At 72.1% G+C, this 24,435-nt stretch carries 21 protein-coding genes; 9 read left to right on the top strand and 12 right to left on the bottom strand.

Going from position 1 to position 24,435, the window contains the following annotated elements:
- Positions 1–6: 6 nt before the first annotated feature.
- The 9 genes from ABT238_RS05215 to dnaA all read right to left on the bottom strand — a co-directional run bounded on the left by ABT238_RS05215 (position 7) and on the right by dnaA (position 14,400).
- Positions 7–1,413 carry a class I SAM-dependent methyltransferase gene (locus ABT238_RS05215; RefSeq protein WP_350560566.1) on the bottom strand — a complete coding sequence of 469 codons (1,407 nt, stop codon included), beginning with the start codon at positions 1,411–1,413 and terminating at the stop codon, positions 7–9.
- Positions 1,414–1,690: 277 nt separating this feature from the next.
- Positions 1,691–2,425, bottom strand: coding sequence for a DUF3566 domain-containing protein (locus ABT238_RS05220; RefSeq protein ID WP_350560568.1), 735 nt, complete (start codon positions 2,423–2,425; stop codon positions 1,691–1,693).
- Positions 2,426–2,575: 150 nt separating this feature from the next.
- A complete protein-coding gene (gene gyrA, locus ABT238_RS05225) occupies positions 2,576–5,179 on the bottom strand; it encodes a DNA gyrase subunit A (protein ID WP_350560570.1) in 2,604 nt (867 codons plus the stop codon).
- Between the two features lie 55 nt (positions 5,180–5,234).
- Entirely contained in the window at positions 5,235–7,265 is a 2,031-nt protein-coding gene (gyrB, locus tag ABT238_RS05230) for a DNA topoisomerase (ATP-hydrolyzing) subunit B (RefSeq protein ID WP_350560572.1), read from the bottom strand.
- A 250-nt stretch (positions 7,266–7,515) separates the two neighbouring features.
- The gene (locus ABT238_RS05235; RefSeq protein ID WP_376086692.1) at positions 7,516–8,043 is read right to left on the bottom strand and encodes a DciA family protein; all 528 of its coding nucleotides are present in this window, start codon (positions 8,041–8,043) and stop codon (positions 7,516–7,518) included.
- 218 nt (positions 8,044–8,261) lie between these two features.
- On the bottom strand, positions 8,262–9,395 hold the full coding sequence (recF, locus tag ABT238_RS05240) for a DNA replication/repair protein RecF (RefSeq protein WP_350755576.1): 1,134 nt from the start codon (positions 9,393–9,395) through the stop codon (positions 8,262–8,264).
- Positions 9,396–9,437: 42 nt separating this feature from the next.
- Complete coding sequence (gene gnd, locus ABT238_RS05245) at positions 9,438–10,433, bottom strand: phosphogluconate dehydrogenase (NAD(+)-dependent, decarboxylating) (RefSeq protein WP_502884127.1); 996 nt, start codon at positions 10,431–10,433, stop codon at positions 9,438–9,440.
- 93 nt (positions 10,434–10,526) lie between these two features.
- Positions 10,527–11,657: a DNA polymerase III subunit beta gene (gene dnaN, locus ABT238_RS05250; protein WP_350560580.1), complete on the bottom strand. Its 1,131-nt coding sequence runs from the start codon at positions 11,655–11,657 to the stop codon at positions 10,527–10,529.
- 952 nt (positions 11,658–12,609) lie between these two features.
- Positions 12,610–14,400: a chromosomal replication initiator protein DnaA gene (dnaA, locus tag ABT238_RS05255; protein WP_350560582.1), complete on the bottom strand. Its 1,791-nt coding sequence runs from the start codon at positions 14,398–14,400 to the stop codon at positions 12,610–12,612.
- Positions 14,401–14,753: 353 nt separating this feature from the next.
- On the opposite strand from dnaA, the gene rpmH reads away from it, so the two are divergent.
- The 9 genes from rpmH (at position 14,754) to ABT238_RS05300 (ending at position 21,582) form a co-directional block, all read left to right on the top strand.
- Positions 14,754–14,891 (top strand): 50S ribosomal protein L34, encoded by a 138-nt coding sequence (gene rpmH / locus ABT238_RS05260; protein ID WP_030059672.1) that lies wholly within the window; start codon positions 14,754–14,756, stop codon positions 14,889–14,891.
- A gap of 18 nt (positions 14,892–14,909) precedes the next feature.
- Positions 14,910–15,338: a ribonuclease P protein component gene (gene rnpA / locus ABT238_RS05265; RefSeq protein WP_350560584.1), complete on the top strand. Its 429-nt coding sequence runs from the start codon at positions 14,910–14,912 to the stop codon at positions 15,336–15,338.
- Complete coding sequence (gene yidD / locus ABT238_RS05270) at positions 15,335–15,706, top strand: membrane protein insertion efficiency factor YidD (protein ID WP_350560586.1); 372 nt, start codon at positions 15,335–15,337, stop codon at positions 15,704–15,706. The genes rnpA and yidD overlap by 4 nt, the downstream gene beginning before the upstream one ends.
- Positions 15,703–16,869 carry a membrane protein insertase YidC gene (gene yidC / locus ABT238_RS05275; RefSeq protein ID WP_350560588.1) on the top strand — a complete coding sequence of 389 codons (1,167 nt, stop codon included), beginning with the start codon at positions 15,703–15,705 and terminating at the stop codon, positions 16,867–16,869. The genes yidD and yidC overlap by 4 nt, the downstream gene beginning before the upstream one ends.
- Before the next feature lie 84 nt (positions 16,870–16,953).
- Positions 16,954–17,484, top strand: a complete 531-nt coding sequence (locus tag ABT238_RS05280) for a Jag family protein (RefSeq protein ID WP_350560590.1) — start codon at positions 16,954–16,956, stop codon at positions 17,482–17,484.
- A 174-nt stretch (positions 17,485–17,658) separates the two neighbouring features.
- Entirely contained in the window at positions 17,659–18,498 is an 840-nt protein-coding gene (gene rsmG / locus ABT238_RS05285) for a 16S rRNA (guanine(527)-N(7))-methyltransferase RsmG (RefSeq protein WP_350560592.1), read from the top strand.
- 291 nt (positions 18,499–18,789) lie between these two features.
- Positions 18,790–19,764, top strand: a complete 975-nt coding sequence (locus ABT238_RS05290) for a ParA family protein (protein WP_350560594.1) — start codon at positions 18,790–18,792, stop codon at positions 19,762–19,764.
- Entirely contained in the window at positions 19,761–20,840 is a 1,080-nt protein-coding gene (locus ABT238_RS05295) for a ParB/RepB/Spo0J family partition protein (protein WP_350560596.1), read from the top strand. The genes ABT238_RS05290 and ABT238_RS05295 overlap by 4 nt, the downstream gene beginning before the upstream one ends.
- 124 nt (positions 20,841–20,964) lie before the next feature.
- Positions 20,965–21,582: a GNAT family N-acetyltransferase gene (locus ABT238_RS05300; protein ID WP_344330057.1), complete on the top strand. Its 618-nt coding sequence runs from the start codon at positions 20,965–20,967 to the stop codon at positions 21,580–21,582.
- 143 nt (positions 21,583–21,725) lie between these two features.
- Here the strand turns inward: ABT238_RS05300 and trxA are convergent, their stop codons facing one another.
- The 3 genes from trxA to ABT238_RS05315 all read right to left on the bottom strand — a co-directional run bounded on the left by trxA (position 21,726) and on the right by ABT238_RS05315 (position 24,300).
- The gene (trxA, locus tag ABT238_RS05305; RefSeq protein WP_350560598.1) at positions 21,726–22,052 is read right to left on the bottom strand and encodes a thioredoxin; all 327 of its coding nucleotides are present in this window, start codon (positions 22,050–22,052) and stop codon (positions 21,726–21,728) included.
- A 146-nt stretch (positions 22,053–22,198) separates the two neighbouring features.
- The gene (gene trxB, locus ABT238_RS05310) at positions 22,199–23,164 is read right to left on the bottom strand and encodes a thioredoxin-disulfide reductase (RefSeq protein WP_350560600.1); all 966 of its coding nucleotides are present in this window, start codon (positions 23,162–23,164) and stop codon (positions 22,199–22,201) included.
- A gap of 173 nt (positions 23,165–23,337) precedes the next feature.
- Positions 23,338–24,300, bottom strand: a complete 963-nt coding sequence (locus tag ABT238_RS05315; protein ID WP_350560602.1) for a zf-HC2 domain-containing protein — start codon at positions 24,298–24,300, stop codon at positions 23,338–23,340.
- Positions 24,301–24,435 lie beyond the last annotated feature (135 nt).

Consider the following 24,435-nt stretch of genomic DNA (forward strand, 5'->3'; position numbering starts at 1 on the left):
GAAAGATTAGCGGACCGATCCCCGATCCCCCAAATCCGTTTGGGCCGGGCCCCCGCCGGGGCCCTGCGGGACCGGCAGGTCGGAGGCGGTGCCGGTCCCGGAGCCGGGGGCGGCCAGCCACTGCGCGCGGGTCGCCGGGAGGTGCGCGGCACCCCCGGCGGTGGTGCGCACCGCGAGGACCTGGTTCACCCCGATCCGGTTCTCCTCGAAGGCCAGCGCGGAGGCCGCCATGTAGAGCCGCCAGACCCGCGCCCGGCCGCGCCCCGCCAGCCCGACCGCCTCCGTCCAGCGCGCCTCCAGGTTGGCCACCCACTCACGCAGGGTCAGCCCGTAGTGCTCGCGGAGCGACTCGACGTCGCGCACCTCGAAGCCGGCCTCCTCCAGCCGGGAGACGGTGGAACCGACCGGGGAGAGCTCGCCGTCCGGGAAGACGTAGCGGTTGATGAACGGGCTGGGCCGGTACGGCTCACCGGGGTGATCGGGGCGGCGGGCGATCTGGTGGTTGAGCAGCCGTCCCCCGGGCACCAGCAGCCGGTACAGGCCCTGCGCGTACACCCGGTACTGGGCCTCCCCGACGTGCTCCGCCATGCCCACGCTGGAGATCGCGTCGAACGGTCCGTCCGGGATCTCCCGGTAGTCCTGGAGCCGGATCTCCACCCGGTCCGAAAGGCCGGCCTCCTCGACCCTCCGCCGGGCCAGCGCGACCTGTTCCTCGGAGATCGAGACGCCGACCGCCGTCACCCCGTAGTGCCGGGCCGCGTGCAGCACCAGCGAGCCCCAGCCGGAGCCGACGTCCAGCAGCCGCATCCCGGGCCGCAGGCCGAGCTTGCGGCAGACGAGGTCCAGCTTGGCCTCCTGGGCCGCCTCCAGGCTCTTCGCGGCGGGCTCCCAGTAGGCGCACGAGTAGACCATCGACGAGCCCAGCACCAGGGCGTAGAAGTCGTTGCCGACGTCGTAGTGGTGGTGGATCGCGGCGCGGTCCCGGCCGCGGCTGTGCAGCCGCCCCCGGCCCACCGGGGCCTCCTCCGGCGGCGGCGCCGGCTCGGGGCCCAGCGCGCCGGCCCGCAGCAGCGCGCCCATCACCCGGCGGCCCCGCACGCCGAGCACGTCCCCGGGACCGAGCCGCAGCCGGCGGATCTCCGGACGCTCGGCGAAGTGCGCGACGGCCCGCAGCACGTCGTACAGGTCGGTGCCCGGGGCGACCTCCAGGTCCCCCGAGACGTAGGCCCGGGCCAGGCCCAGCTCGTCCGGGTGCCAGAGCAGCCGGCGCAGTGCCCGGCGGTTGCGCAGCACCACGGTGGGCGCCCCCGGCGGTCCGGCGACGCTGCCGTCCCAGGCCCGCACCCGCAGCGGCACCGGGATCCCCAGCAGCCCGTCCAGGGCCTCGACCAACCGCCTTGCGAGCTCCGCCATCGCGCGCCTCCGTCCCGCCGTGCCTGAGCAAGCCGTCCCGGACCCGTCCGGCGGGAACCGGGGAGGCCCGCGGCGACCGGGTGACGCGGCACGGGCGGACCAAGCTAAGCCCACCGCGCCCCCGGCCCGTCCGGGCGGCACGCCGCGCCCTGCGGCTGTCACCCGAAATGCCGACGGGCCCCACCAGCTGCAACAGCCGGTGGGGCCCGCTGATTCCGTCCGCGGACGGAAGGCCCCCGCCCGTGGCGGTAACTGATCCCGGGTCACGCCCGGGCGATCAGTCCTCCTCGGCCAGGGTGAGCTCGATGCCGCCGGTGAAGCCGGCCGCCGCGTTGTAGATGAACGCCGAGAGCGTGGAGAGCGCGGTCAGCAGCACCACGTCGACCACCGCGATCAGCGAGGTGAAGGTCATCACCTTGCCGAAGCCCACGTAGTCCATGATGTCCAGGCCGCCGCCGTTGGTGTCCGAGCCGGTGACGTCCTTCAGGGTCTTGCCGAGCGAGTCGAAGACGCCGAGCGAGTCCAGCGTCATCCACAGCACCGCGGCCGCCACGATGATGATGATCCCGACCGCCAGCGACAGCAGGAAGCTGACCTTCATGACCGACCACGGGTCGGCCTTGGTCACCCGCAGGCGGGCCTTCCTGGTCCGGCCCAGGGTGCCGGAGGCCGGCGGGGCGGCCGGACGGCGGGTGCCCGCGGCGGGCGTCCCGCCGGGCGGCGTGTTGCCGCCGCCGACCCGGGTGCCCCGGGGCGGGGTCGGCTGCCCCTTGGCGTAGGTCGTCGGCTGCGAGAAGCCGCTCCCGCCCGGCGCCGCGGCACCCGGCGCCGGAGGCGTCGGCTGGCCGCCGTACGTCCCGCCCTGGCCCGCCCCGCCGACCGGCGGCATCAGCGAGGTGGACGCGGACGGATGCTCGGCCGGCGGCTGCGGAACGCCGTACGCCCCGCCGCCCTGTGCTGCGCCCGGACGGCCGCCGGCGGCGCCTCCCGCAGCACCCGTGGCTCCACTCACTGGTCCTCCCGCACTTCCCACCAGGACGGACGCACCGCCCTGCTTCGTCACTCGTCACCCAGCGCCCGGCGGGATTGCCCGGAACTGGTCGGCGGCCGGTACCGCCACGTCGTGTACGGACGTGACGGTACCGGCCGACGCGGTACGGGGTCAGTCCCGGGTGGTCTCCCCGCCGGACTCCGGCTCCGTACCCTCGGCCACCGCGGTGGACTCGGTGCCCGCCACCTCGTCCTCCGCCGACTCGTCGTCCTCGGCCTCCGCGTTGCGGGCCATGCCCACGACCGCATCGCGCTTGCCCAGGTTGATCAGTTGGACGCCCATGGTGTCACGTCCGGTTTCACGAACCTCGGAAACCCTCGTGCGGATCACTCCTCCGGACAGGGTGATCGCCATGATCTCGTCCGTCTCGTCGACGACCAGCGCGCCGACCAGCGAGCCCCGGCCCTCGACGATCTTCGCCGCCTTGGTGCCGTAGCCGCCGCGTCCCTGGACACGGTACTCGTCCACACCGGTGCGCTTGGCGTAACCGCCGTCGGTCGCGGTGAAGACGTAGGTGCCCGGACGGACCACGTTCATCGAGAGCAGTTCGTCGTTCTCGCGGAAGGCCATGCCCTTGACGCCGGAGGTGGCGCGGCCGGTGGAGCGCAGCGCCTCGTCGGTGGCGGTGAAGCGGATCGACTGCGCCTTCTTGGAGACCAGCAGCAGGTCGTCCTCGGCGGAGACCAGCTCGGCACCGATCAGCTCGTCGTCCCGGCCCTCCTCGTCCTGGCGCAGGTTGATCGCGATCAGTCCGCCGGAGCGCGGGGAGTCGTAGTCCTTCAGCGGGGACTTCTTCACCAGGCCGGCCCGGGTGGCGAGGACCAGGTAGGGCTTGTCCTCGTAGGTGCGGACGGCCATCACCTGGGCGATGTGCTCGTCCGGCTGGAAGGCCAGCAGGTTGGCCACGTGCTGGCCGCGGGCGTCGCGCCCGGCGTCCGGCAGTTCGTAGCCCTTGGCGCGGTAGACCCGGCCCTTGTTGGTGAAGAACAGGATCCAGTTGTGGGTCGTCGTCACGAAGAAGTGGTCGACGATGTCGTCCTGCTTGAGCTGGGCGCCGCGCACGCCCTTGCCGCCGCGCTTCTGCGAGCGGTAGAGGTCGGAACGGGTGCGCTTGACGTAGCCGCCGCGGGTGATCGTGACGACGATGTCCTCCTCGGCGATGAGGTCCTCGATGGAGAGGTCGCCGTCGGAGGGGATGAGGGTCGAGCGCCGCTCGTCGCCGTACTTCTCGACGATCGCGGTGAGCTCCTCGGAGATGATCCCGCGCTGGCGGGTCGGCGAGGCCAGGATCGTGTTGTACTCGTCGATCTTGCGCTGCAGCTCGTCGTGCTCGTCGGTGATCCGCTGGCGCTCCAGGGCGGCCAGCCGGCGCAGCTGCATCTCCAGGATCGCGTTGGCCTGGAGCTCGTCGATCGACAGCAGCTCCATCAGGCCGGTGCGGGCCGCGTCGGCGCTCGCCGAGGCCCGGATCAGCGCGATGACCTCGTCGATCATGTCCAGGGCGCGCAGCAGCGCGCGCAGGATGTGGGCGCGCTCCTCGGCCTTGCGCAGCCGGAAGGTCGTGCGCCGGACGATGACCTCGACCTGGTGGTTGACCCAGTGCCGGATGAAGGCGTCCAGCGACAGGGTGCGCGGCACGCCGTCGACCAGGGCCAGCATGTTGGCGCCGAAGTTGGTCTGCAGGTCGGTGTGCTTGTAGAGGTTGTTCAGCACGACCTTGGCGACCGCGTCGCGCTTGAGCACGATCACCAGGCGCTGGCCGGTGCGCGAGGAGGACTCGTCGCGGACGTCGGCGATGCCGGCGACCCTGCCGTCCTTGACCAGGTCGGCGATCTTCAGCGCGAGGTTGTCCGGGTTGACCTGGTAGGGCAGCTCGGTGATCACCAGGCACTGGCGGCCCTGGATCTCCTCGACCTCGACCACGGCCCGCATGGTGACCGAGCCGCGCCCGGTGCGGTAGTAGTCGTCGATGCCGCGGCGGCCGACGATCAGCGCGCCGGTGGGGAAGTCCGGGCCCTTGATCCGCTCGATCAGGGCGTCCAGCAGCTCCTCGTGGGAGGCCTCCGGGTTCTCCAGGTACCAGAGCGCGCCGGAGGCGACCTCGCGCAGGTTGTGCGGCGGGATGTTGGTGGCCATGCCGACCGCGATGCCGGTGGCGCCGTTGACGAGCAGGTTGGGGAAACGCGCGGGCAGGACGGTGGGCTCCTGCGAGCGGCCGTCGTAGTTCGGCGCGAAGTCGACGGTCTCCTCGTCGATGTCGCGCATCATCTCCATCGCCAGCGGCGCCATCTTGCACTCGGTGTAGCGCATGGCCGCGGCCGGGTCGTTGCCCGGGGAGCCGAAGTTGCCGTTGCCGTCCACCAGCGGCATCCGCATCGACCACGGCTGGGCCAGGCGGACCACGGTGTCGTAGATCGAGGTGTCACCGTGCGGGTGGTAGTTGCCCATCACGTCGCCGACGACGCGGGCGCACTTGTAGTAGCCCTTCTCGGGGCGGTAGCCGCCGTCGTACATCGCGTACAGCACGCGGCGGTGCACCGGCTTCAGGCCGTCGCGCACCTCGGGCAGGGCCCGGCTGACGATCACGCTCATCGCGTAGTCGAGGTACGAGCGCTGCATCTCGGTCTCGAGCTCGACCGGCTCGATCCGCAGGGCCACCGCGGCGGCCTCGGGGGTCTCGGGCTGCTCGCCTTCGGGACGGTTGTCGTCGACCACTGGTGGTCAGTTTCCTTTCACGCGGACTGGTACGTGCGGGGCCTGCGGGCAGGCGTCACACGTCCAGGAAGCGGACGTCCTTGGCGTTGCGCTGGATGAAGGAGCGGCGGGCCTCGACGTCCTCGCCCATGAGGATCGAGAACAGCTCGTCGGCGCGGGCGGCGTCCTCCAGGGTGACCTGGAGCAGCAGGCGGTGGGCCTGGTCCATGGTGGTGACCCGGAGCTCCTCGGCGTTCATCTCGCCGAGACCCTTGAACCGCTGGATCGCGTCGTCCTTCGGCAGGCGGCGCCCCGCCTCGACCCCGGCGGCGATCAGCGCGTCGCGCTCGCGGTCGGAGTAGGCGTACTCGAAGTCGTCCTTGCCCCACTTGATCTTGTACAGCGGCGGCATCGCCAGGTAGACGTAGCCGGCCTCGACCAGCGGCCGCATGAAGCGGAACAGCAGGGTCAGCAGCAGGGTGCGGATGTGCTGGCCGTCGACGTCGGCGTCGGCCATCAGCACGATCTTGTGGTAGCGGAGCTTGGACTCGTCGTAGTCCTCCTGGATGCCGCAGCCGAAGGCCGAGATCAGCGCCTGGACCTCGGTGTTCTGCAGCACCTTGTCGATCCGGGCCTTCTCGACGTTCAGGATCTTGCCGCGGATCGGGAGGATCGCCTGGATGCGCGGGTCCCGGCCCTGCTTGGCCGAGCCGCCGGCGGAGTCACCCTCGACGATGAAGATCTCGCACTCGGCCGGGTCCTTGGACTGGCAGTCGCTGAGCTTGCCGGGCAGCGAGGCGGACTCCAGCAGGCCCTTGCGGCGGGTGAGGTCGCGGGCCTTGCGGGCGGCGACGCGCGCGGTGGCGGCCTGGATGGACTTGCGGATGATGTCCGCCGCCTCGTTGGGGTTGCGGTCCAGCCAGTCGTTCAGGTGCTCGTGGACGACCTTCTGGACGAAGGTCTTCGCCTCGGTGTTGCCCAGCTTGTCCTTGGTCTGGCCCTCGAACTGCGGCTCGCCTAGCTTGACCGAGATGATCGCGGTCAGGCCCTCGCGGATGTCCTCGCCGGAGAGGTTGTCGTCCTTCTCGCGGAGCAGCTTCTTGTCCCGCGCGTAGCGGTTGACCAGGCCGGTCAGCGCGGCGCGGAAGCCCTCCTCGTGGGTACCGCCGCCGTGGGTGTGGATGGTGTTGGCGAAGGAGTAGACCCCCTCGGTGTACGAGGAGTTCCACTGCATGGCGATCTCCACCGAGATCGCCTTGTCCTTGTCCTCCGCCTCGAAGTCGATCACCGAGGGGTGGACGACCTCGCCCTTGCGGGAGTTGAGGTGGGCGACGAAGTCGGCGATGCCGCCGTCGTACTTGTAGGTGACGGAGAGCGGCTTGCCCTCCTCGTCGACGTGCTCGGGGCGCTCGTCGGTCAGCGCGATGGTCAGGCCCTTGTTGAGGAACGCCATCTCCTGGAACCGGCGGGAGAGCGTCTCGAAGGAGTAGACCGTGGTCTCGAAGATGTCCGGGTCGGCCCAGAAGGTGACGCTGGTGCCGGTGCGCTCGGTGGCCTCGTGCTGCGACAGCGGGGCGGTCGGGGTGCCGGCCTTGTACTCCTGCGTCCAGCGGTGGCCGTCGGTGTGGATCTCCACCGCGAGCCGGGTGGAGAGCGCGTTCACCACGGAGACGCCGACGCCGTGCAGACCGCCGGAGACCGCGTAGCCGCCGTTGCCGAACTTGCCGCCCGCGTGCAGAACCGTCAGCACGACCTCGACGGCCGGCTTGCCCTGGCCCGGCATGATGCCGACCGGGATGCCGCGGCCGTTGTCGACCACGCGCACGCCGCCGTCGGCCAGGAGGGTCACGTCGATGGTGTCGGCGTGCCCGGCCATCGCCTCGTCGACGGAGTTGTCCACGATCTCCTGCACCAGGTGGTGCAGGCCGCGCTCACCGGTCGAACCGATGTACATGCCGGGGCGCTTGCGGACGGCGTCGAGGCCCTCCAGCACCTGGATGGCGCTCGCGTCGTACGACCTGTCGGACTGGTCGGTCTGGTCTGGGATCTGGCTGGGGTTGCCGGAATCGGCCACGAAGCGCCCTCTCTGGCACAGCGCGGGCCGCATCCCCGCTCCCTCTGCGGGCGGGCGTGCGACCACGGCGTTTCGACTCGGTTGCCACTAGCAACAGTGTTTGGTCCCCAGTCTACCGGTACGACTGACATCGATGGGCGTTTGGCAGCCTCTGAGGGCAGAAATGCCGCCCTGAATCCCCTCGGGACATGTCCCGATACTCGCCCGGGGGGCTGAGACCGCCTGGCAGGGCCGTCAGGGGTTCCGGAGGATCACGGTCCGCTCCACCCCGGCACCCCCGCGCCTATCCCCAGGTGTCCCCGGGCCCCTTGCTGCCGGGGGCGCGCAGCCGGCCGTAGCCGCGCACCGGGGCGGCGGGGCCGAGCACCTTGATGGTGCGGACCGTGCCGTGCCCCAGCTCGTGGTTCAGACGGGCCACCAACTGCCGTGCCAGCCAGCGGAGTTGGGTGGCCCAGGCGGTGGAGTCGCACTGCACCGTGAGCACCGCGGCCTCGTCGTCGTAGGAGGTGGGCGTGCAGTGCGCGGCGATGTCCGGCCCGACGATCTGCGGCCAACGGCCCATCACCCCGCCGACCGCGGCCGAGGACTCCCAGCCCCGCTCGGTCAGCAGCCGGGTCAGCGCCGCCCCCAGCGGCACCGGGTCGCGGCCGTCCGAGCGGGCCCCGCTGCGCAGACCGTGCCGCTTCGCCTCGCGCTTCTCGCGCACCTGCTCACCGCGCTGGCGGGCCTGCGCCCGGGCCGCCCGCAGCGCCGAACGCGCCAGGTCGGCACCGGTCGGCTCGGGGTGCTCCGCCGAATCGCTCACGGCGATCTCCTTATCCCCACCCTGTGGACAACGGTGAGCCGTCCAGCGTACGGGAGCCGGGGAGGGCGGCGACGGCACGGGTCGGCGCTCCCGGGGGTACGGACGCGGGGTGTGCGAGCGCCGGCGGCGGCCGGTGGGGCGCGGTCGGGCACGGTGGGGCGGCCGCGGTCCGGGCGCGGTTCGGGCACGGTTCGGGCACGGTGGGGGGCGTGGTGGGGGCGCGGTCAGCCGGTGACGCGCTGCACGGCGCCGTCGGCGACCGCGTACCGGGCGCCGGCCAGCGCCTTCGGCACGTCCTCGGCCACCGCCGCGGTCACCAGCACCTGCTCGCCGCCGGCCACCAGCTCGGCCAGCCGGTCGCGGCGGGCGGCGTCCAGCTCGGCGAAGACGTCGTCGAGGATCAGCACCGGCTCTCCCCCGTCGGCGCGCAGCAGCTCGTACGAGGCCAGCCGCAGCGCCAGCGCGAACGACCAGGACTCGCCGTGGCTGGCGTAGCCCTTGGCGGGCAGCGGGCCGAGCTTGAGCACCAGCTCGTCGCGGTGCGGGCCGACCAGGGTGACCCCGCGCTCGACCTCCTGCTTGCGGGCCGTCCGCAGCGCCTGCAGCAGCTGCTCCTCGGCCTGCTCGCGGCTGGTCGGCAGGTCCCCCTCGAAGGAGCTGCGGTACTCCAGCGCGGTGTCGCCGCCGCCCGGCGCGAGCTGCCCGTAGGCGGCCTCGACCAGCGGCTGGAGGGTGGCCACCAGCTGGAGGCGGAAGGCGGTGAGTTCGGCGCCGGCCCGGGCCAGGTGGCCGTCCCAGACCTCCAGGGTGGAGAGGTCGGCGCCCTTGCCGCCGCCGGCCCGGCGGGCCATCGCGGCGGTCTTGAGCAGGGCGTTGCGCTGCTTGAGCACCCGCTCGTAGTCCTGCCGGACCCCGGCCAGCCGGGGCGCGCGGGCGGTCAGCAGCTCGTCCAGGAAGCGCCGGCGCTCCCCCGGGTCGCCCTTGACCAGGGCGAGGTCCTCGGGGGCGAACAGCACGGTGCGCAGCAGGCCCAGCACGTCGCGCGGGCGGACGTTGTCGGAGCGGTTGATCCGGGCCCGGTTGGCCTTGCCGGGGGTGATCTCCAGCTCGACCAGGGTGGAGCGGCCCCGGTCCACCACGGAGGTGCGGATCACCGCGCGCTCGGCGCCCAGCCGGATCAGCGGGGCGTCGGTGGCGACCCGGTGGCTGCCCAGGGTGGCGACGTAGCCGACCGCCTCGACCAGGTTGGTCTTGCCCTGGCCGTTGGGGCCGACGAACGCCGTCACGCCCGGGTCGAGGGCGACCTCGGCCCGGGCGTAGGAACGGAAGTCGGCGAGCGACAGGTGCGCGACGTGCATGACGGTGGACTGCGCTCGCCTTCTGTGGAGGACCTGCGGGGACTACTTCGACTCGACCGCGTGGCCGCCGAACTGGTTGCGCAGCGCGGCGATCATCTTCATCTGCGGCGAGTCGTCCTGGCGGGAGGCGAAGCGGGCGAACAGCGAGGCGGTGATCGCCGGCAGCGGGACGGCGTGGTCGATCGCGGCCTCGACGGTCCAGCGGCCCTCGCCGGAGTCGGCGGCCCAGCCCCTGAGCTTGGCCAGGTGCTCGTCCTCGTCCAGGGCGCGCACGGCCAGGTCGAGCAGCCAGGAGCGGATCACGGTGCCCTCCTGCCAGCTGCGGAAGACCTCGCGGACGTCGGTGACCTCGGGGGCGGCCTCCAGCAGCTCCCAGCCCTCGGCGAAGGCCTGCATCATCGCGTACTCGATGCCGTTGTGGACCATCTTGGCGAAGTGGCCGGCGCCGACGGCGCCCGCGTGCACCGAGCCGAAGTCGCCCTCGGGCTTGAGCGCGTCGAAGACCGGCTGGACCTTGGCGACGTGCTCGGCGTCGCCGCCGTACATCAGCGCGTAGCCGTTCTCCAGGCCCCAGACGCCGCCGGAGACGCCGCAGTCGACGAAGCCGATGCCCTTGGCGGCCAGCGCCTCGGCGTGCTTGACGTCGTCGGTCCAGCGGGAGTTGCCGCCGTCGACGACCACGTCACCGGGCGAGAGCAGCTCGGCCAGCTCGTCCACGGTGGCCTGGGTGGCGGCGCCCGCCGGGACCATGACCCAGACGACGCGCGGGCCCTGCAGCTTGGAGACCAGCTCCTGGAGGCTCTCGACGTCGGAGATGTCGGGGTTGCGGTCGAAGCCGATGACGGTGTGGCCGGCGCGGCGGATCCGCTCGCGCATGTTGCCGCCCATCTTGCCGAGACCGATGAGGCCGAGCTCCATAGCCAAATCCTTACCTGTGGTGACGTCCCTGCGGGCGGCGCCGTTGCCGCGCTTCCTTGAGCCTACGTGCTGGAGCGCGGCGGCCTCCTCGCGGTCGGGCCGAGCGGGGGAGGGTTCCACAGGTTTGTTCACAGGGCTGTGGGCGGAGCCGTGGACGAGCGGCTCCCGGGCCGGACCGGTGGCGGCCGGACCGGCCCGGGAGCGGGGGCCGGGTCAGCCGGAGAGGCGGACCGGCATGATCAGGTACTGGTAGGCCTCGTCCGCCTCGGAGTCCACCGCGGCCTTGCCGCTGAGCAGCGCCGGCTTGGTCGGGGTGGTGAAGCTCAGCTGGGCGTAGGCGGAGTCGATGGCCTTGAGGCCCTCCTCCAGGTAGCCCGGGTTGAACGCGATCGAGATGGCGTCGCCCTCCAGGGAGGCGTCGATCCGCTCGGTGGCCTGGGCGTCGTCGCCGGAGCCGGCCTCCAGGGTGAGCACGCCCTCCTCGAAGTTCAGCCGGACCGGGGTGTTGCGCTCGGCGACCAGGGAGACGCGCTTGAGCGCCTCCAGGAAGGGCTGGGTCTGGATCGCGGCGATCGCGTTGAACTCGGTCGGGAAGAGGCTGCGGTACTTGGGGAACTCGCCCTCCAGCAGCCGGGTGGTGGTCCGCCGGCCGGCGCCCTCGAAGCCGATCAGGCCCTCGCCCGCGCCGCCCGAGGAGAGCGCGATGGAGACGCTGTCGCCGCTGCCCAGGGACTTGGCGATGTCCTGCAGGGTCTTGGCCGGGACGAGCGCGACCGCGGAGATGTCGGCCTGCTCGGGCTTCCACAGCAGCTCGCGGACGGCGAAGCGGTAGCGGTCGGTGGCGGCCAGGGTGATCCGGTCGCCCTCGATCTCGACCCGCACACCGGTGAGCACCGGCAGGGTGTCGTCCCGGCCGGCGGCCACGGCGGCCTGGCTGACCGCGGAGGCGAAGACGTCGCCGGGGACGGTGCCGGTCGCGGTCGGCATCTGGGGCAGCGCCGGGTACTCGTCCACCGGCAGGGTGGGCAGGGTGAACCGGGAGCTGCCGCAGACCACGCTGACCCGCTGGCCGTCGGTGGAGATCTCCACAGGCCTGTTGGGAAGGTTGCGCGAGATGTCGTTGAGCAGCCGGCCGGAGACCAGAACGGTGCCGGCCTCCTCGATGTCGGCCTCCAGCTCGACCCGGGCCGAGACCTCGTAGTCGAAGCCGGACAGCGCCAGGCTGCCGTCCTGGGCCGTCAGCAGCAGGCCGGCCAGCACCGGCACCGGCGGCCGTGCCGGGAGGCTGCGGGCAGCCCAGGCCACCGCCTCCGCGAGGACGTCACGCTCCACCCGGAACTTCACCGGTAACCGCCTCCTGGATCGAGCGCTCCCGCTCGCACGTCTGGTTCTTCTGATCTTGGTCTTCGGTGCGGCTGTCCGCCGAGCTCCGCCGCTCCGCTTCCAGTCGCCGAGGACAGTCTGACGTACTCCACCGACAGACGGGGCAGACGGGCGGAAGCAACTCGAACGGATGTCGGGGAGCGGTTGTCCACAGATTTCGGCCCCACCCGCTTTTGAACCAGTCGAGCGGTCTATAGGTGTAGTGGTAGTAGTAGGGCCTGTGGAAACCGTGGATAACCCTGTTTGCGCAGGTCAGACCCGGTTTTTTGTCCACAGGACGTGTGGATGGGGCCTGTGGACGAACACGGCCCGCTGTGGACGGCGGAGCGTTACCCACAGGGCACGCTGGGTATCCACAGGTTATCCCCAGCACTGTCCCCAGATCCGGGCCCGGTTATCCACGGGCGTCGGTCAACTTTTCGTGACGGCTTTCACACCTGGGCATGAACGAGGGCAGAAGCTTGTCGAACTGTGGACACAGCTGTGGACAACCTGGGGATAACCTCGCCCGGCCTGGGGACAACCGGTGGACAACCCGGACGGCCCACTGATGGGCGGCCAATTGTCCACACCCTGTGGATAACCGTTGTGCACAAGTCCACAGGCACCTGACCTGCGCGGAAGAGCGTAGCGCCGGGCGCCCTGTGGAGGAATTCTGGATAACTCACGGCGCACCGGCCTGTGGATGACGGAGAACCGGCCCCGCCTGTGGATTTCCGCCTCGCGCACCGGTGGCGTTCGAATCCACGGTCAGATGTTCGGCGCGGGCTGTGGACTGGCGGAGCGTCCGTCACCCGCATCCCTGCCCGGCCGGCGCGCGGTGCACACCTGTGGATATGCCGAAAGGGCGCCAGGATCGCTCCTGACGCCCTTTTCCGGCCACCTCGGGCCCGCCCCGCGGCGGGCCGCCGGGCTAGCTCTTGATGCGGTTGGTCAGCTCGGTGACCTGGTTGTAGATCGAGCGGCGCTCGGCCATGAGTGACCGGATCTTGCGGTCGGCGTGCATCACGGTGGTGTGGTCGCGGCCGCCGAACTGCGCGCCGATCTTCGGCAGCGAGAGGTCGGTGAGCTCCCGGCAGAGGTACATGGCGATCTGACGCGCGGTCACCAGCACGCGGCTGCGCGAGGATCCGCAGAGGTCGTCCACACCCAGCCCGAAGTACGCGGCGGTCTGCTGCATGATCACCTGGGCGGTGATCTCCGGCCCGGCGTCCTCGTCGCCGCCCGGGATGAGGTCCTTGAGGACGATCCCGGCCAGCTCCAGGTCCACCGGCGCCCGGTTGAGGTTGGCGAAGGCGGTGACCCGGATCAGGGCCCCCTCCAGCTCCCTGATGTTCCGGGTGATCCGGGACGCGATGAACTCCAACACGTCGGCGGGAGCGTTGAGTTGCTCCTGGATCGCCTTCTTGCGCAGGATCGCGATCCTGGTCTCCAGCTCCGGCGGGGTGACGTCGGTGATCAGCCCCCACTCGAAGCGGTTGCGCAGCCGGTCCTCCAGCGTGGTCAGCAGCTTGGGCGGCCGGTCGGAGGAGAGGACGATCTGCTTGTTGGCGTTGTGCAGGGTGTTGAAGGTGTGGAAGAACTCCTCCTGCGTGGACTCCTTGCTGGCCAGGAACTGCACGTCGTCCACGAGCAGGATGTCCATGTCCCGGTAGCGCTTGCGGAAGGTGTCCGCCTTGCCGTCCCGGATGGAGTTGATGAACTCGTTGGTGAACTCCTCCGAGGACACGTACCGCACCCGGGTACCCGGGAAGAGGCTGCGCGAGTAGTGCCCGATGGCGTGCAGCAGGTGGGTCTTGCCCAGCCCGGACTCGCCGTAGATGAAGAGCGGGTTGTACGCCTTGGCCGGGGCCTCGGCGACCGCCACCGCCGCCGCGTGCGCGAAGCGGTTGCTCGCGCCGATGACGAAGGTGTCGAACAGGTACTTGGGGTTCAGCCGGGCGGCCGGCTCGTCCTTGCGGCTGCCGCCGGCCGGGGGCGCGCCGGGCGGGGCGGGCACGCCGGGGACCGCCGGGCGGTCGGTGGCGCGCTCGGCGGGGGCCTTCTCGCCGCCGCGGGCGGCCGGGCGGGCCCCGGGGGAACGGCGGCCGGAGGCGGTCCGCGGGTGCTCGCCCGGGCCGGGGCCGTAGGCGCCGCCGAAGAGGTCGCCCTGGGTGGTCGAGGGCGGCGCCGGGACGGGGCGGTGCGGCCGGGGGGCCGGCTCCTCGGGCTCGCGGTAGGCCGGCGGCTGTTCCTGGTAGCCGGGCCAGGCCGGGGCGCCGGTCGGGCCGCCGTACGGCGCGGGGGGCTGCTCGTAGCCGCCGTGGTCGTAGGGGTGGCGCTCGTAGTCCTGCTCGTAGGCCTGCGGGTAGGACGGGCCGCCGTAGCCGCCGGCGTCCGGCTCGGACGGGCTCGGGTACGGCTCGGCCGGGGCCTGCGGCGCGGGGGTGGTCGGCACGGCGTTGGCGTCGACCATCACGGCGATCCGCACCGGGCGGGCCAGCTCGCGGGAGAGCAGCTCGGTCAGCTGCGGCAGCAGCCGGCCCTCCAGCACCTGCTTGGCCCGCTCGTTGGGGGCCGCCAGCAGGGCGGTGTCGTGCATCATCCACATGGGCTGGGTGCGCTGCACCCACTGCTTGTCCATCTCCCCGATGTCCGGGTCGCCGACCAGCCGCTCGACGACTCTCGCCCAGACCGGGACGAGGTCGCTGTTGACATCAGCCACTGGTGCACGCTTTCCGATGAACAAACCAGACAAGTCCTGCAACGGTAGTCAGCGAACAGAGCCGGATCAAGTCGTTGTCCACAGGCTGTGGGTAAACGGCCTCCAGGCGGCTGGTTTGACCCTCGCGCCCCGTCCCGCGTACCGTAACCAGGTCGAGTTGTCGATGGCCGCTGCCGCATGTCCGCGGGTCCACCCGCTCCATAAGGCGCGCAGCACGGGCGCCGTGGATTGCCTCAAACCCCAGCCGAACTGGGGAGATGGGCCGGATTTCCGAAACAGGGGAGATCACGCGGACGCACGGTGACGGCCAAGCGACTCCCCGTCATCCTACGATTCACCTCAGGAGCCCCCGAGTGAGCAAGCGCACCTTCCAGCCGAACAACCGTCGCCGCGCGAAGACCCACGGCTTCCGGCTGCGGATGCGTACCCGCGCCGGCCGCGCCATCCTGGCTGCCCGCCGTGGCAAGGGCCGCGCCAGCCTTTCCGCCTGATCCGCACCAGAGTCTGCTGTGCTGCCCTCCGAGAATCGGCTGCGGCGGCGCCAGGACTTCGCGACCGCGGTGAAACGCGGTCGCCGGGCCGGTAGGCCCCTGCTGGTCGTCCATCTCGCCAGAGAGGACGCCCCCGGGGACCGCACCGACCGGACCAGCGACACCCGCCCGCACGTCGCCGAGGGGACTCCTTCGGCGCGTGCGGGTTTCGTCGTGAGCAAGGCTGTCGGCCCGGCGGTCACCCGCAACCTGGTCAAGCGCAGGTTGCGCCATCTCGTGCGTGATCGTCTGTCCCGGCTCCCCGCCGGTAGCCTGATAGTGGTGCGTGCGCTGCCCCCGGCCGCGTCCGCCTCGTGTCAGGACCTTGAACGCGACCTGGACGCGGCGCTCAAGCGGTTGCTCAAGGCCGAGCACGCCGCCTCGGCGCCGACGGGAGCAGGGCGATGAAGTACCTGCTGATGGGTCTGATCAGGGTCTACCAGTGGACCATCAGCCCACTGCTCGGTCCGGTGTGCCGCTACTACCCGTCCTGCTCGCACTACGGCTTCGAGGCCGTGCGCACGCATGGGGCGGTGAAGGGCGGGGCGCTGACCGCGTGGCGCATCCTGCGCTGCAATCCGTGGACTCCCGGCGGGGTCGATCATGTCCCGCCGCGCAAGCATCCGGTGTGGCACCGCCGGCTGCGGGACCGGCTGAAGGGCCGGTCCGCCGCCGAACAGCCGGTGATCACGCCCCCCGCCGGTCCGGACCCCGAGGGCCCGGCGACCATTGGCCCCATGGGGCCAATCCCAATGTCCAAGGAGCCTGACCGGTGACCTTCTCCTTCCTCAACCCCCTGTACACAGCGGTGTCCTGGATCATCGTCCAGTTCCACTCGCTGTACAGCCACGTATTCGACCCGAACGGTGGCTGGGCCTGGGGTCTGGCCATCGCCTCGATGGTGGTCGTCATCCGGATCTGCCTGATCCCGCTCTTCGTGAAGCAGATCAAGGCGACCCGGGCCATGCAGGCGATCCAGCCGAAGATGAAGGCCATCCAGGAGCGGTACAAGAACGACCGCCAGCGCCAGTCCGAAGAGATGATGAAGCTGTACAAGGAGGCGGGTACCAACCCGTTCTCCAGCTGCCTTCCCATCCTCGTGCAGGCGCCGTTCTTCACCGCGCTCTACGGCGTGCTCGCCAAGGTCGCCGACGGCAAGCCGATCGGCGTGATCGACGGCACTCTGCTGGACAGCGCGCAGCAGGCCCACATCTTCGGTGCGCCGCTCTCGGCGACCTTCGTCGGCAGCAGCGACGTCAGCGTCAAGATCGTCGTCGCGGTGATGATCATCCTGATGTCGCTGTCGCAGTTCATCACCCAGCGCCAGCTGATGACGAAGAACGTCGACCTCACCGTGAAGACGCCGTTCATGCAGCAGCAGAAGATGCTGATGTACGTCTTCCCGATCATGTTCGCCGTGATGGGCATCAACTTCCCGGTCGGTGTCCTGGTCTACTGGCTGACCACCAACGTCTGGTCGATGGGCCAGCAGCTGATCGTCATCCGCAACAACCCGACGCCGGGCAGCAAGGCCTGGGACGAGCGCCAGGCCCGGCTGAAGAAGACCGGCCGGCTGAACCCGGACGGCTCGGTCATCAAGGGCCCGCTGTTCGGCCTGCTCCCCGCGAAGAAGTCGGCCGCCACCGCCGAGGCCGTGGTCGAGGAGTCGGTGCAGGCGCGCCGGCAGCAGCCGCGCAAGCAGACCAAGTCGCAGCGCCAGCACGGCGGCGCCCAGCCGGCGAGTCTGACCAAGGACGCCCCGGCCGAGCAGCCCGCCGACGCCGTCCCCGCCGAGCCCGCCGGGAGCGGCACCTCCGGCGGCACCGGTGCGGCCAAGCAGACCGCGGCGCGTCCGGCGGGTGCCAAGTCGGGTGCGGCCCGCCAGCAGGGCGGCCGGCAGCAGCCCAAGCGTGGCGGTCAGCGGCCGAAGAAGAAGTGACCGGTCCGCTCCGGACCGGCCCCGCGGCCCCCTGAACCTCGTTACCGGCCCACCACCCGGGCCCATCTCCGAAGGAGTCCATCAGTGACGGAAGGCATCACCTCCGCCGTCGAGGCCGAGGCCGCCGCCAGCGCCGACGAGAGCCTCGTCGCCCGCCTGGAGCAGGAGGGCGACATCGCGGCGGACTACCTGGAGGGTCTGCTCGACATCGCCGATCTCGACGGTGACATCGACATGGACGTCGAGGGCGACCGCGCCCTGGTCTCCATCGTCAGCGACGGCAACGACCGCTCCCTGCAGCGGCTGGTCGGCCAGGACGGCGAGGTGCTGGAGGCCCTGCAGGAGCTGACCCGGTTGGCCGTCCACCGGGAGACCGGCGAGCGCAGCCGCCTCATGCTGGACATCGCCGGGTTCCGGGCTCGCAAGCGCTCGGAGCTGGCGACCATCGGCGCCCAGGCCGCCGAGCAGGTGAAGAGCTCGGGGGAGCAGGTCAAGCTGCGCCCGATGACCCCGTTCGAGCGCAAGGTCGTCCACGACGCGGTGGCCGCGGCCGGTCTGCGCAGCGAGTCGGAGGGCGAGGAGCCCCAGCGGTGCGTGGTCGTGCTGCCGGCCTGACGGCAGGGTGACCGCCGGCGGCTTCGGCGGTCGGCATGCGACATGAGGACCCGACCCCGTCCGCCACGCGCGGGCGGGGTCGTCGTCCCTTCGCGGGCGGTGGCCCGGGAAGAGTTGTTTCACGTGAAACGGTGCAGGAGCGGGTCGGTGGATCCGGGGAGCGGAGAGTTCGAGATGGACACGGAGAGCGCGCCTGCCGGCGGGTCGGAGACCGGCGCCGGGGGGCCGGGGGCCGGGGACGCGGCCGGTGGCGGGCGTCCGCCGGTCGAGCCGCCGCCCGCGCCGCCGGCCGTGGCCCGGGAGGTCTTCGGCGAGCGGTTCGACGCCGCGGTCCGTTACACCGAGCTGCTGGCCACCTCGGGGGTGACCCGGGGGCTGATCGGTCCGCGCGAGGTGCCCCGGCTCTGGGACCGCCACGTGCTGAACTGCGCCGTCCTCGCCGAGCTGCTGCCGGGCGGGACGACGCTCTGCGACGTCGGCTCCGGGGCCGGCCTGCCCGGCATCCCGGTGGCACTGGCGCGGCCGGACGTCTCGGTGACGCTGCTGGAGCCGCTGCTGCGCCGCACCACCTTCCTGGAGGAGGTGGTCCGCGAGCTGGGGCTGGAGAACGTCACCGTGCTCCGCGGCCGCGCCGAGGAGATGGTCGGCAAGCTGGCGGTGGACGTGGTGACCGCGCGGGCGGTGGCGCCGATGGAGCGGCTGGCCGGCTGGGGGCTGCCGCTGCTGCGGCCGCACGGCCAGATGCTGGCGCTCAAGGGCGACAGCGCCGAGCAGGAGCTGGCCGACTCCCGGGCCGGGCTGGCGAAGCTCGGTGCGGTGGAGTGGTCGGTGATCGCGGTCGGCGAGGGCACCCTGGAGACCTCGACCCGGGTGGTCCAGGTCAAGGTGGGCGAGAGCCCGGGCGGTGTGAAGGCGGCGACCCGCCGGGCCAAGGCCGCGGCCAGGGCCGGCCGGGCGGGCAGCCCGGCGCGCGGCGGCGACCGGGGCCGCAGCCCCCGGCGGCGCGGCCGCTGAGCCGGACGTGGTGCCCGGCACGGGCGGGTCGGTCCTCGGACCGGCCCGCCCGTGGCGTTTCCGCGGCCGCCCGAGGGGGCGGAGCGGGGCGGGACCGGGGTCGGCGGCGTTCGGGTGACGGCTGGGAGGACGGCAGGACGACATCGGAACACCGGAGTGTCGCATCGTCAGAATTCCGACATTGCGGGCATGGTGTTTCACGTGAAACGTCGCTCTCTCCTCTCGGGAATCCTCTCGCGCAGCCGGGCGGCGACTGTTGCCGCTCCGGTTTCACGTGAAACACTGAGCCCCATGCAGGACTCGGAGACCATCGACCAGATCGATGACACGCCCATCGCGCGTGCTGCCCAGGCTGCGGTCCAGGCCATCGGCCGAGCGGGCGAAGGACTGCCCCGGCCCGCTGCCACCCGGGTGATGGTGGTGGCCAACCAGAAGGGCGGGGTGGGCAAGACCACCACCACCGTCAACCTCGCCGCCTCGCTGGCCATGCACGGCCTGCGCGTCCTGGTGATCGACCTCGACCCGCAGGGCAACGCCTCGACCGCGCTCGGCATCGACCACCACGCCGAGGTGCCCTCGATCTACGACGTCCTGGTGGAGGGCAAGCCGCTGGCCGACGTGGTGCAGCCGGTGGTCGAGGTCGAGGGGCTGTTCTGCGTCCCCGCCACCATCGACCTGGCCGGCGCCGAGATCGAGCTGGTGTCGCTGGTGGCCCGGGAGAGCCGGCTGCAGCGCGCCATCGCCGCCTACGAGCAGCCGCTGGACTACATCCTGATCGACTGTCCGCCCTCGCTGGGCCTGTTGACGGTCAACGCCCTGGTCGCCGGCCAGGAGGTGCTGATCCCGATCCAGTGCGAGTACTACGCGCTGGAGGGCCTCGGCCAGCTGCTGCGCAACGTCGAGCTGGTCCGGGCGCACCTCAACCAGGCACTGCACGTCTCCACCATCCTGCTCACCATGTACGACGCCCGGACCAGGCTGGCCGCCCAGGTGGCCGAGGAGGTCCGGACGCACTTCCAGCAGGAGGTCCTGCACACCGCGATCCCGCGCTCGGTCCGCATCTCGGAGGCGCCCAGCTACGGTCAGACGGTGCTCACCTACGACCCGGGCTCCACCGGCGCGCTCTCCTACCTGGAGGCCGCTCGGGAGCTGGCGCTGCGGGCGGTGTCCGCGGGGGCCGGAGGCTCGTTGGTGGGGCAGCAGCGGGACGGTTCGGGGCAGGGCGCCCCGGGGGCACAGCACGGTACGACGGAGGGCAATCGGTGAGTGGTCGCAGGGGTCTTGGACGAGGGCTCGGGGCGCTGATCGGCCCCGCCGCCCCGGCGGGCGGTGGAGCCGGGACCGGCGCCGCGGCGCAGCCGGTGGCGGCCCCGGTGGCCTCGCCCGGGGCGGTCTCGCCGACCGCGGTGCCGGTGCTGCCGTCCGGCCGGGGGACGCTGGCGGCCAAGGCGGCCGCGGAGAGCCTTCGGGAGCAGGCCGCCGAGGCGGAGCTCGCGCGGATGGACGGTGCCTACTTCGCCGAGCTGCCGCTGGACGCGATCACCCCGAACCCGCGCCAGCCGCGCGAGGTGTTCGACGAGGACAAGCTGGCCGAGCTGGTCGCCTCGATCAAGGAGGTGGGCCTGCTCCAGCCGGTGGTGGTGCGCCAGGCGGCGCCGGGCCGCTTCGAGCTCATCATGGGCGAGCGGCGCTGGCGGGCCTCCCGGGAGGCCGGTCTGGAGCAGATCCCGGCGATCGTCCGGGCCACCGAGGACGACAAGCTGCTGCTGGACGCCCTGCTGGAGAACCTGCACCGGGCGGAGCTCAACCCGCTGGAGGAGGCGGCCGCCTACGACCAGCTGCTGCGGGACTTCTCCTGCACCCATGACGAGCTGGCGGACCGGATCGGGCGCTCGCGCTCGCACGTGTCCAACACCCTGCGGCTGCTGAAGCTGTCGCCGACGGTCCAGCGGCGGGTGGCCGCCGGGGTGCTGACGGCCGGCCACGCCCGGGCGCTGCTCGGGGCTCCGGACACCGAGCGGCAGGAGGAGCTGGCCAAGCGGATCATCACGGAGGGGCTCTCGGTGCGGACCACCGAGGAGATCGTCGCGCTGATGCAGCGCGAGGAGAAGCCCAAGCGGCCGGCTCCCAAGGCGGGCAAGATCCTTTCGCCGGCCTTCAACGATCTGGCGAGCCGGCTCTCCGACCGCTTCGAGACCCGGGTGAAGGTCGAGGTCTCGCAGCGGGGCGGGAAGCTCGGCAAGGGCAAGGTCGTCCTGGAGTTCGGCTCGGTGGAGGACCTCAACCGGATCCTGGACAGCATGGCGCCCGGCGACGACGGGCTGCGGCTGTCGCAGGGCTGAGCCGGTCCGGCACGGCGGTGCCGATGGGTGCATGGTTCGCGTGAGCGCTGTTTCACGTGAAACATGCACCCGTCGTCGTTCGGGGGGAATGCTCGACTGTGGAGTGGACGAGGAGGTGCGGGGCATGGGACGCCGGATCGTTCCGCTGACGCTGGACAACCTCGCGGACCTGCCGTCGACCTGCCGTTCCTGCGTGTTCTGGGAGCTGGACCCGGTCAGTGGCCGGGCGGCGGTCGAGTCCGGCAAGCCCGAGCTGGAGAAGGAGGGGTGGATCTCCGCCGTGCTGCTGGAGTGGGGCTCCTGCGGCCGGGTGGTCTACGTGGACGACCGGCCGGCGGGCTTCGTGCTCTACGCCCCGCCCGCGTACGTGCCGCGGGCGCAGTCCTTCCCGACCAGTCCGGTCTCCTCGGACGCCGTCCAGCTGATGGTCAGCCGGGTGCTGCCGGGCTTCCAGCGGCAGGGGATCGGGCGGGTGCTGGTGCAGACGGTGGCCAAGGACCTGCTGGGCCGGGGCTTCCGGGCGATCGAGGCGTTCGGGGCGGTGGGCCGGCAGCCGGTCAGCTGTGTGCTGCCGGCCGAGCACCTGCTGGCGGTGGGCTTCAAGACGGTCCGCCCGCACCACCGCTATCCGCGGCTGCGGCTGGAGGCGCGGACCACGCTCTCCTGGCGCGGGGACGTCGAGGGGGCGCTGGAGCGGCTGCTGGGCGGCGGGCGGAAGGAGCCGGCGCTGCGGCCGTTCTGAGCGCCGCGCGGTGCCGTGCAGCGCCGTGCCGGGGTGTCGCCGGGCGCCGGCGATGCCGGCCGGAGCCGGAAGGGGCGGGAAACGGAAGAGGGCGGGGCTCCCGGTGGGGAGCCCCGCCCTCGTGGCGTTCCGGAGGAACGGCCTCAGATCAGGCCGTCCAGCTCGCGCAGCAGCGCGGCCTTCGGACGGGCACCGGTGATCTGCTTCACCGGCTCGCCGTTCTTGTAGAGGATCAGGGTCGGGATGGAGATGACGTTGTACGCCGCGGCGGTCTGCTGGTTGGCGTCGACGTCGAGCTTGGCGATGGTGAGCTTGTCGCCGTGCTCGGCCGCGATCTCCTCCAGGACCGGGGCCACCTGGCGGCACGGGCCGCACCATTCGGCCCAGAAGTCGACGAGGACGGGCTTGTCGCTCTTGAGGACGTCGGCATCGAACGTCTTGTCGGTCACGGTGGTGGTGGCGCCGGCCACGGTCACTCCTAAGGGTCAAGCGGGAGAAGGGCTGCCAGGTCTACAACACCGCGCGGGGCGGTTCTGTTTCGGCCCGGCGGGGTGGGCGGGTTCACGTTTCACGTGGAACACGCCCACCTGGACGGAGAGGTCGGTGGGGTCGGGGGTCAGACTGCGACGGTGGCGGCCTGGGCCTCCAGGTCGGCCAGCGAGGCCAGATAGCGCTCGGCGTCCAGGGCGGCGGAGCAGCCGGTGCCGGCGGCGGTGATGGCCTGGCGGTAGGTGTGGTCGACGACGTCGCCGGCGCCGAAGACACCCGGGATGTTGGTGCGGGTGGAGGGGGCCTCGACCTTGAGGTAGCCCTCGGCGTCGAGGTCCAGCTGGCCCTTGAAGAGCTCGGTGCGCGGGTCGTGGCCGATGGCGATGAACAGGCCGGTGACCGGGAGCTCGCGGGTCTCGCCGGTGGTGGTGTCGCGCAGGGTGACGCCGGTCAGCTTCGGGTCGCCGTGGATGGACTCGACCGCGCTGTCCCACTCGAAGCTGATCTTCTCGTCGGCGAAGGCGCGCTCCTGCATCGCCTTGGAGGCGCGCAGGGTGTCCCGGCGGTGGATGACCTTGACGCTCCGGGCGAAGCGGGAGAGGAAGGTCGCCTCCTCCAGGGCGGTGTCGCCGCCGCCGACCACCGCGATGTCCTGGTCGCGGAAGAAGAAGCCGTCGCACGTGGCGCACCAGGAGACGCCGCGGCCGGACAGCTTGTCCTCGTTCGGCAGGTCCAGCTTGCGGTGCTGGGAGCCGGTGGTGACGATCACGGCGCGGGCCTTGTGGACGTTGCCCTCGGAGTCGGTGACGGTCTTGACGTCGCCGGTGAGGTCGACGGCGACGATGTCGTCGGGGACCAGCTCGGCGCCGAACCGCTCGGCCTGCGCCCGCATGTTGTCCATCAGCTCGGGGCCCATGATGCCGTCCCGGAAGCCGGGGAAGTTCTCGACCTCGGTGGTGTTCATCAGGGCGCCGCCGGCGGTGACGGCGCCCTCGAAGACCAGCGGCTTGAGGGAGGCACGAGCCGTGTAGAGAGCGGCCGTGTACCCGGCCGGGCCGGAACCGATGATGATCACGTTACGGACGTCGCTCACTGCATCTCCTGGTTCGCATCGCGACCCGCGTTTGCTGCGGGGAGGGCGGTCCTGCTCCGCCGCCCGGGACAACGACTGACCAGTGTCTCGCATTCCCAGGAGGATCAGTACCAGGCGCCCGCACTCTGGGAGTGTCGTGCGGCCGGTGGCATGGATCGCACGGGAACCATCGGTCAGCCGGCCGGGACGGTGCGGTGCAGCAGCAGCCCGCAGCCGGGCGAGCGGAGGTAGACGTCGAGCTGGTCGGAGCGGCCGGGCAGGGCGTACACGAGGAGCTCGGCCGGGGCGCCGGCCCAGCTGCCCCGGCCGGTGGCCAGCAGGGCGGCGGTGCTGGGCGGTGGGCAGGCCGGGGTGGAGCGGCCGCCGCCGGTCAGGCCCTGGCCGCCCTCGGCGGGAGGGACGGCGGTCGCCCCGGCACCGGCGGAGGGCTTGGCGGGATGCTCCGGCCGTTCGGTGGCCGTTTCCGCGAGCAGCTGCCGGACCTGGGCGGCGAGCTCCTCCTCGCGGTAGACGGTGCCGCCGGGGGCCTGGTCGGCCTTGCTGCCGTCGCCGGTGCCCGGCGTCGGGCTCGGGGCGCTCGGGGCCGCCGAGGCGGCGGCGCGGACCCCGGCCGCGTCGACGGTGGCGCTGAGGTCGTGGCGGGGGGAGGAGGACAGCGAGAGGAAGGCGCCGCCGATGCCGAGGGCGAGCAGCGCGGCGGCCGAGCCGAGCAGCAGCGCCCGGCGGCGGCGCCCACGGGCGGCGCGGCCCGGTCCGGTGGCGGCGGAGGGCCCGGCCGGCGGAGCGGTCGGCGCGGACGGCCGGGGGGACGGCACGGCGGACGGCGGGGACGGCACCGGCGGAGCGGACGGCACCGCGGCGGGCGCCGCGCCGTCCTCCCGGGCCGCGGCCGCGAGGGCGGCGTCGATCCGGGCGGCGACGTCGGCGGGCATGGCCGGGGGCTCGTCCGCGGCGAGCAGTGCCCGCACCTCGGCGAGCGCGTCGGCGGTCTCCCGGCAGTCGGCGCAGCCGTCCAGGTGCCGGCGCAGCGCGTCGGCGTCGGCGGGAGGGAGCAGGTCCTCGGCGAGGTCGGCCAGCTCGTCGGCCTCGGGGTGCGGGCCCGCGGCGTGGTCGGGGGAGGAGAGGGGCGCCGTCATCGCGTGCTCGCGTCTCCTTCCAGAATCGGCCGGGCTGGATCCGGGGCTGTCCCTGTGACGGTCCGGGGCCCCGGTGGGTTCCCGGACGGGTGGGCGCCCGCCGACGGGGGCGGTGTTTCACGTGAAACACCGCCC

This window comes from Kitasatospora sp. NPDC001527 (assembly GCF_040298605.1).
In the GTDB taxonomy this organism is placed as follows: domain Bacteria; phylum Actinomycetota; class Actinomycetes; order Streptomycetales; family Streptomycetaceae; genus Kitasatospora.

Excerpts from the sequence above, each read along its gene's own strand:
- recF (WP_350755576.1), bottom strand. The coding sequence starts at position 9,395 with ATGCACGTCGCGCACCTGTCGCTCGCCGACTTCCGTTCCTACGCCCGG.
- ABT238_RS05290 (WP_350560594.1), top strand. The coding sequence starts at position 18,790 with ATGCAGGACTCGGAGACCATCGACCAGATCGATGACACGCCCATCGCG.
- ABT238_RS05315 (WP_350560602.1), bottom strand. The coding sequence starts at position 24,300 with ATGACGGCGCCCCTCTCCTCCCCCGACCACGCCGCGGGCCCGCACCCC.
- yidD (WP_350560586.1), top strand. The coding sequence starts at position 15,335 with ATGAAGTACCTGCTGATGGGTCTGATCAGGGTCTACCAGTGGACCATC.
- ABT238_RS05215 (WP_350560566.1), bottom strand. The coding sequence starts at position 1,413 with ATGGCGGAGCTCGCAAGGCGGTTGGTCGAGGCCCTGGACGGGCTGCTG.
- ABT238_RS05300 (WP_344330057.1), top strand. The coding sequence starts at position 20,965 with ATGGGACGCCGGATCGTTCCGCTGACGCTGGACAACCTCGCGGACCTG.
- gyrB (WP_350560572.1), bottom strand. The coding sequence starts at position 7,265 with ATGCGGCCCGCGCTGTGCCAGAGAGGGCGCTTCGTGGCCGATTCCGGC.
- rsmG (WP_350560592.1), top strand. The coding sequence starts at position 17,659 with ATGGACACGGAGAGCGCGCCTGCCGGCGGGTCGGAGACCGGCGCCGGG.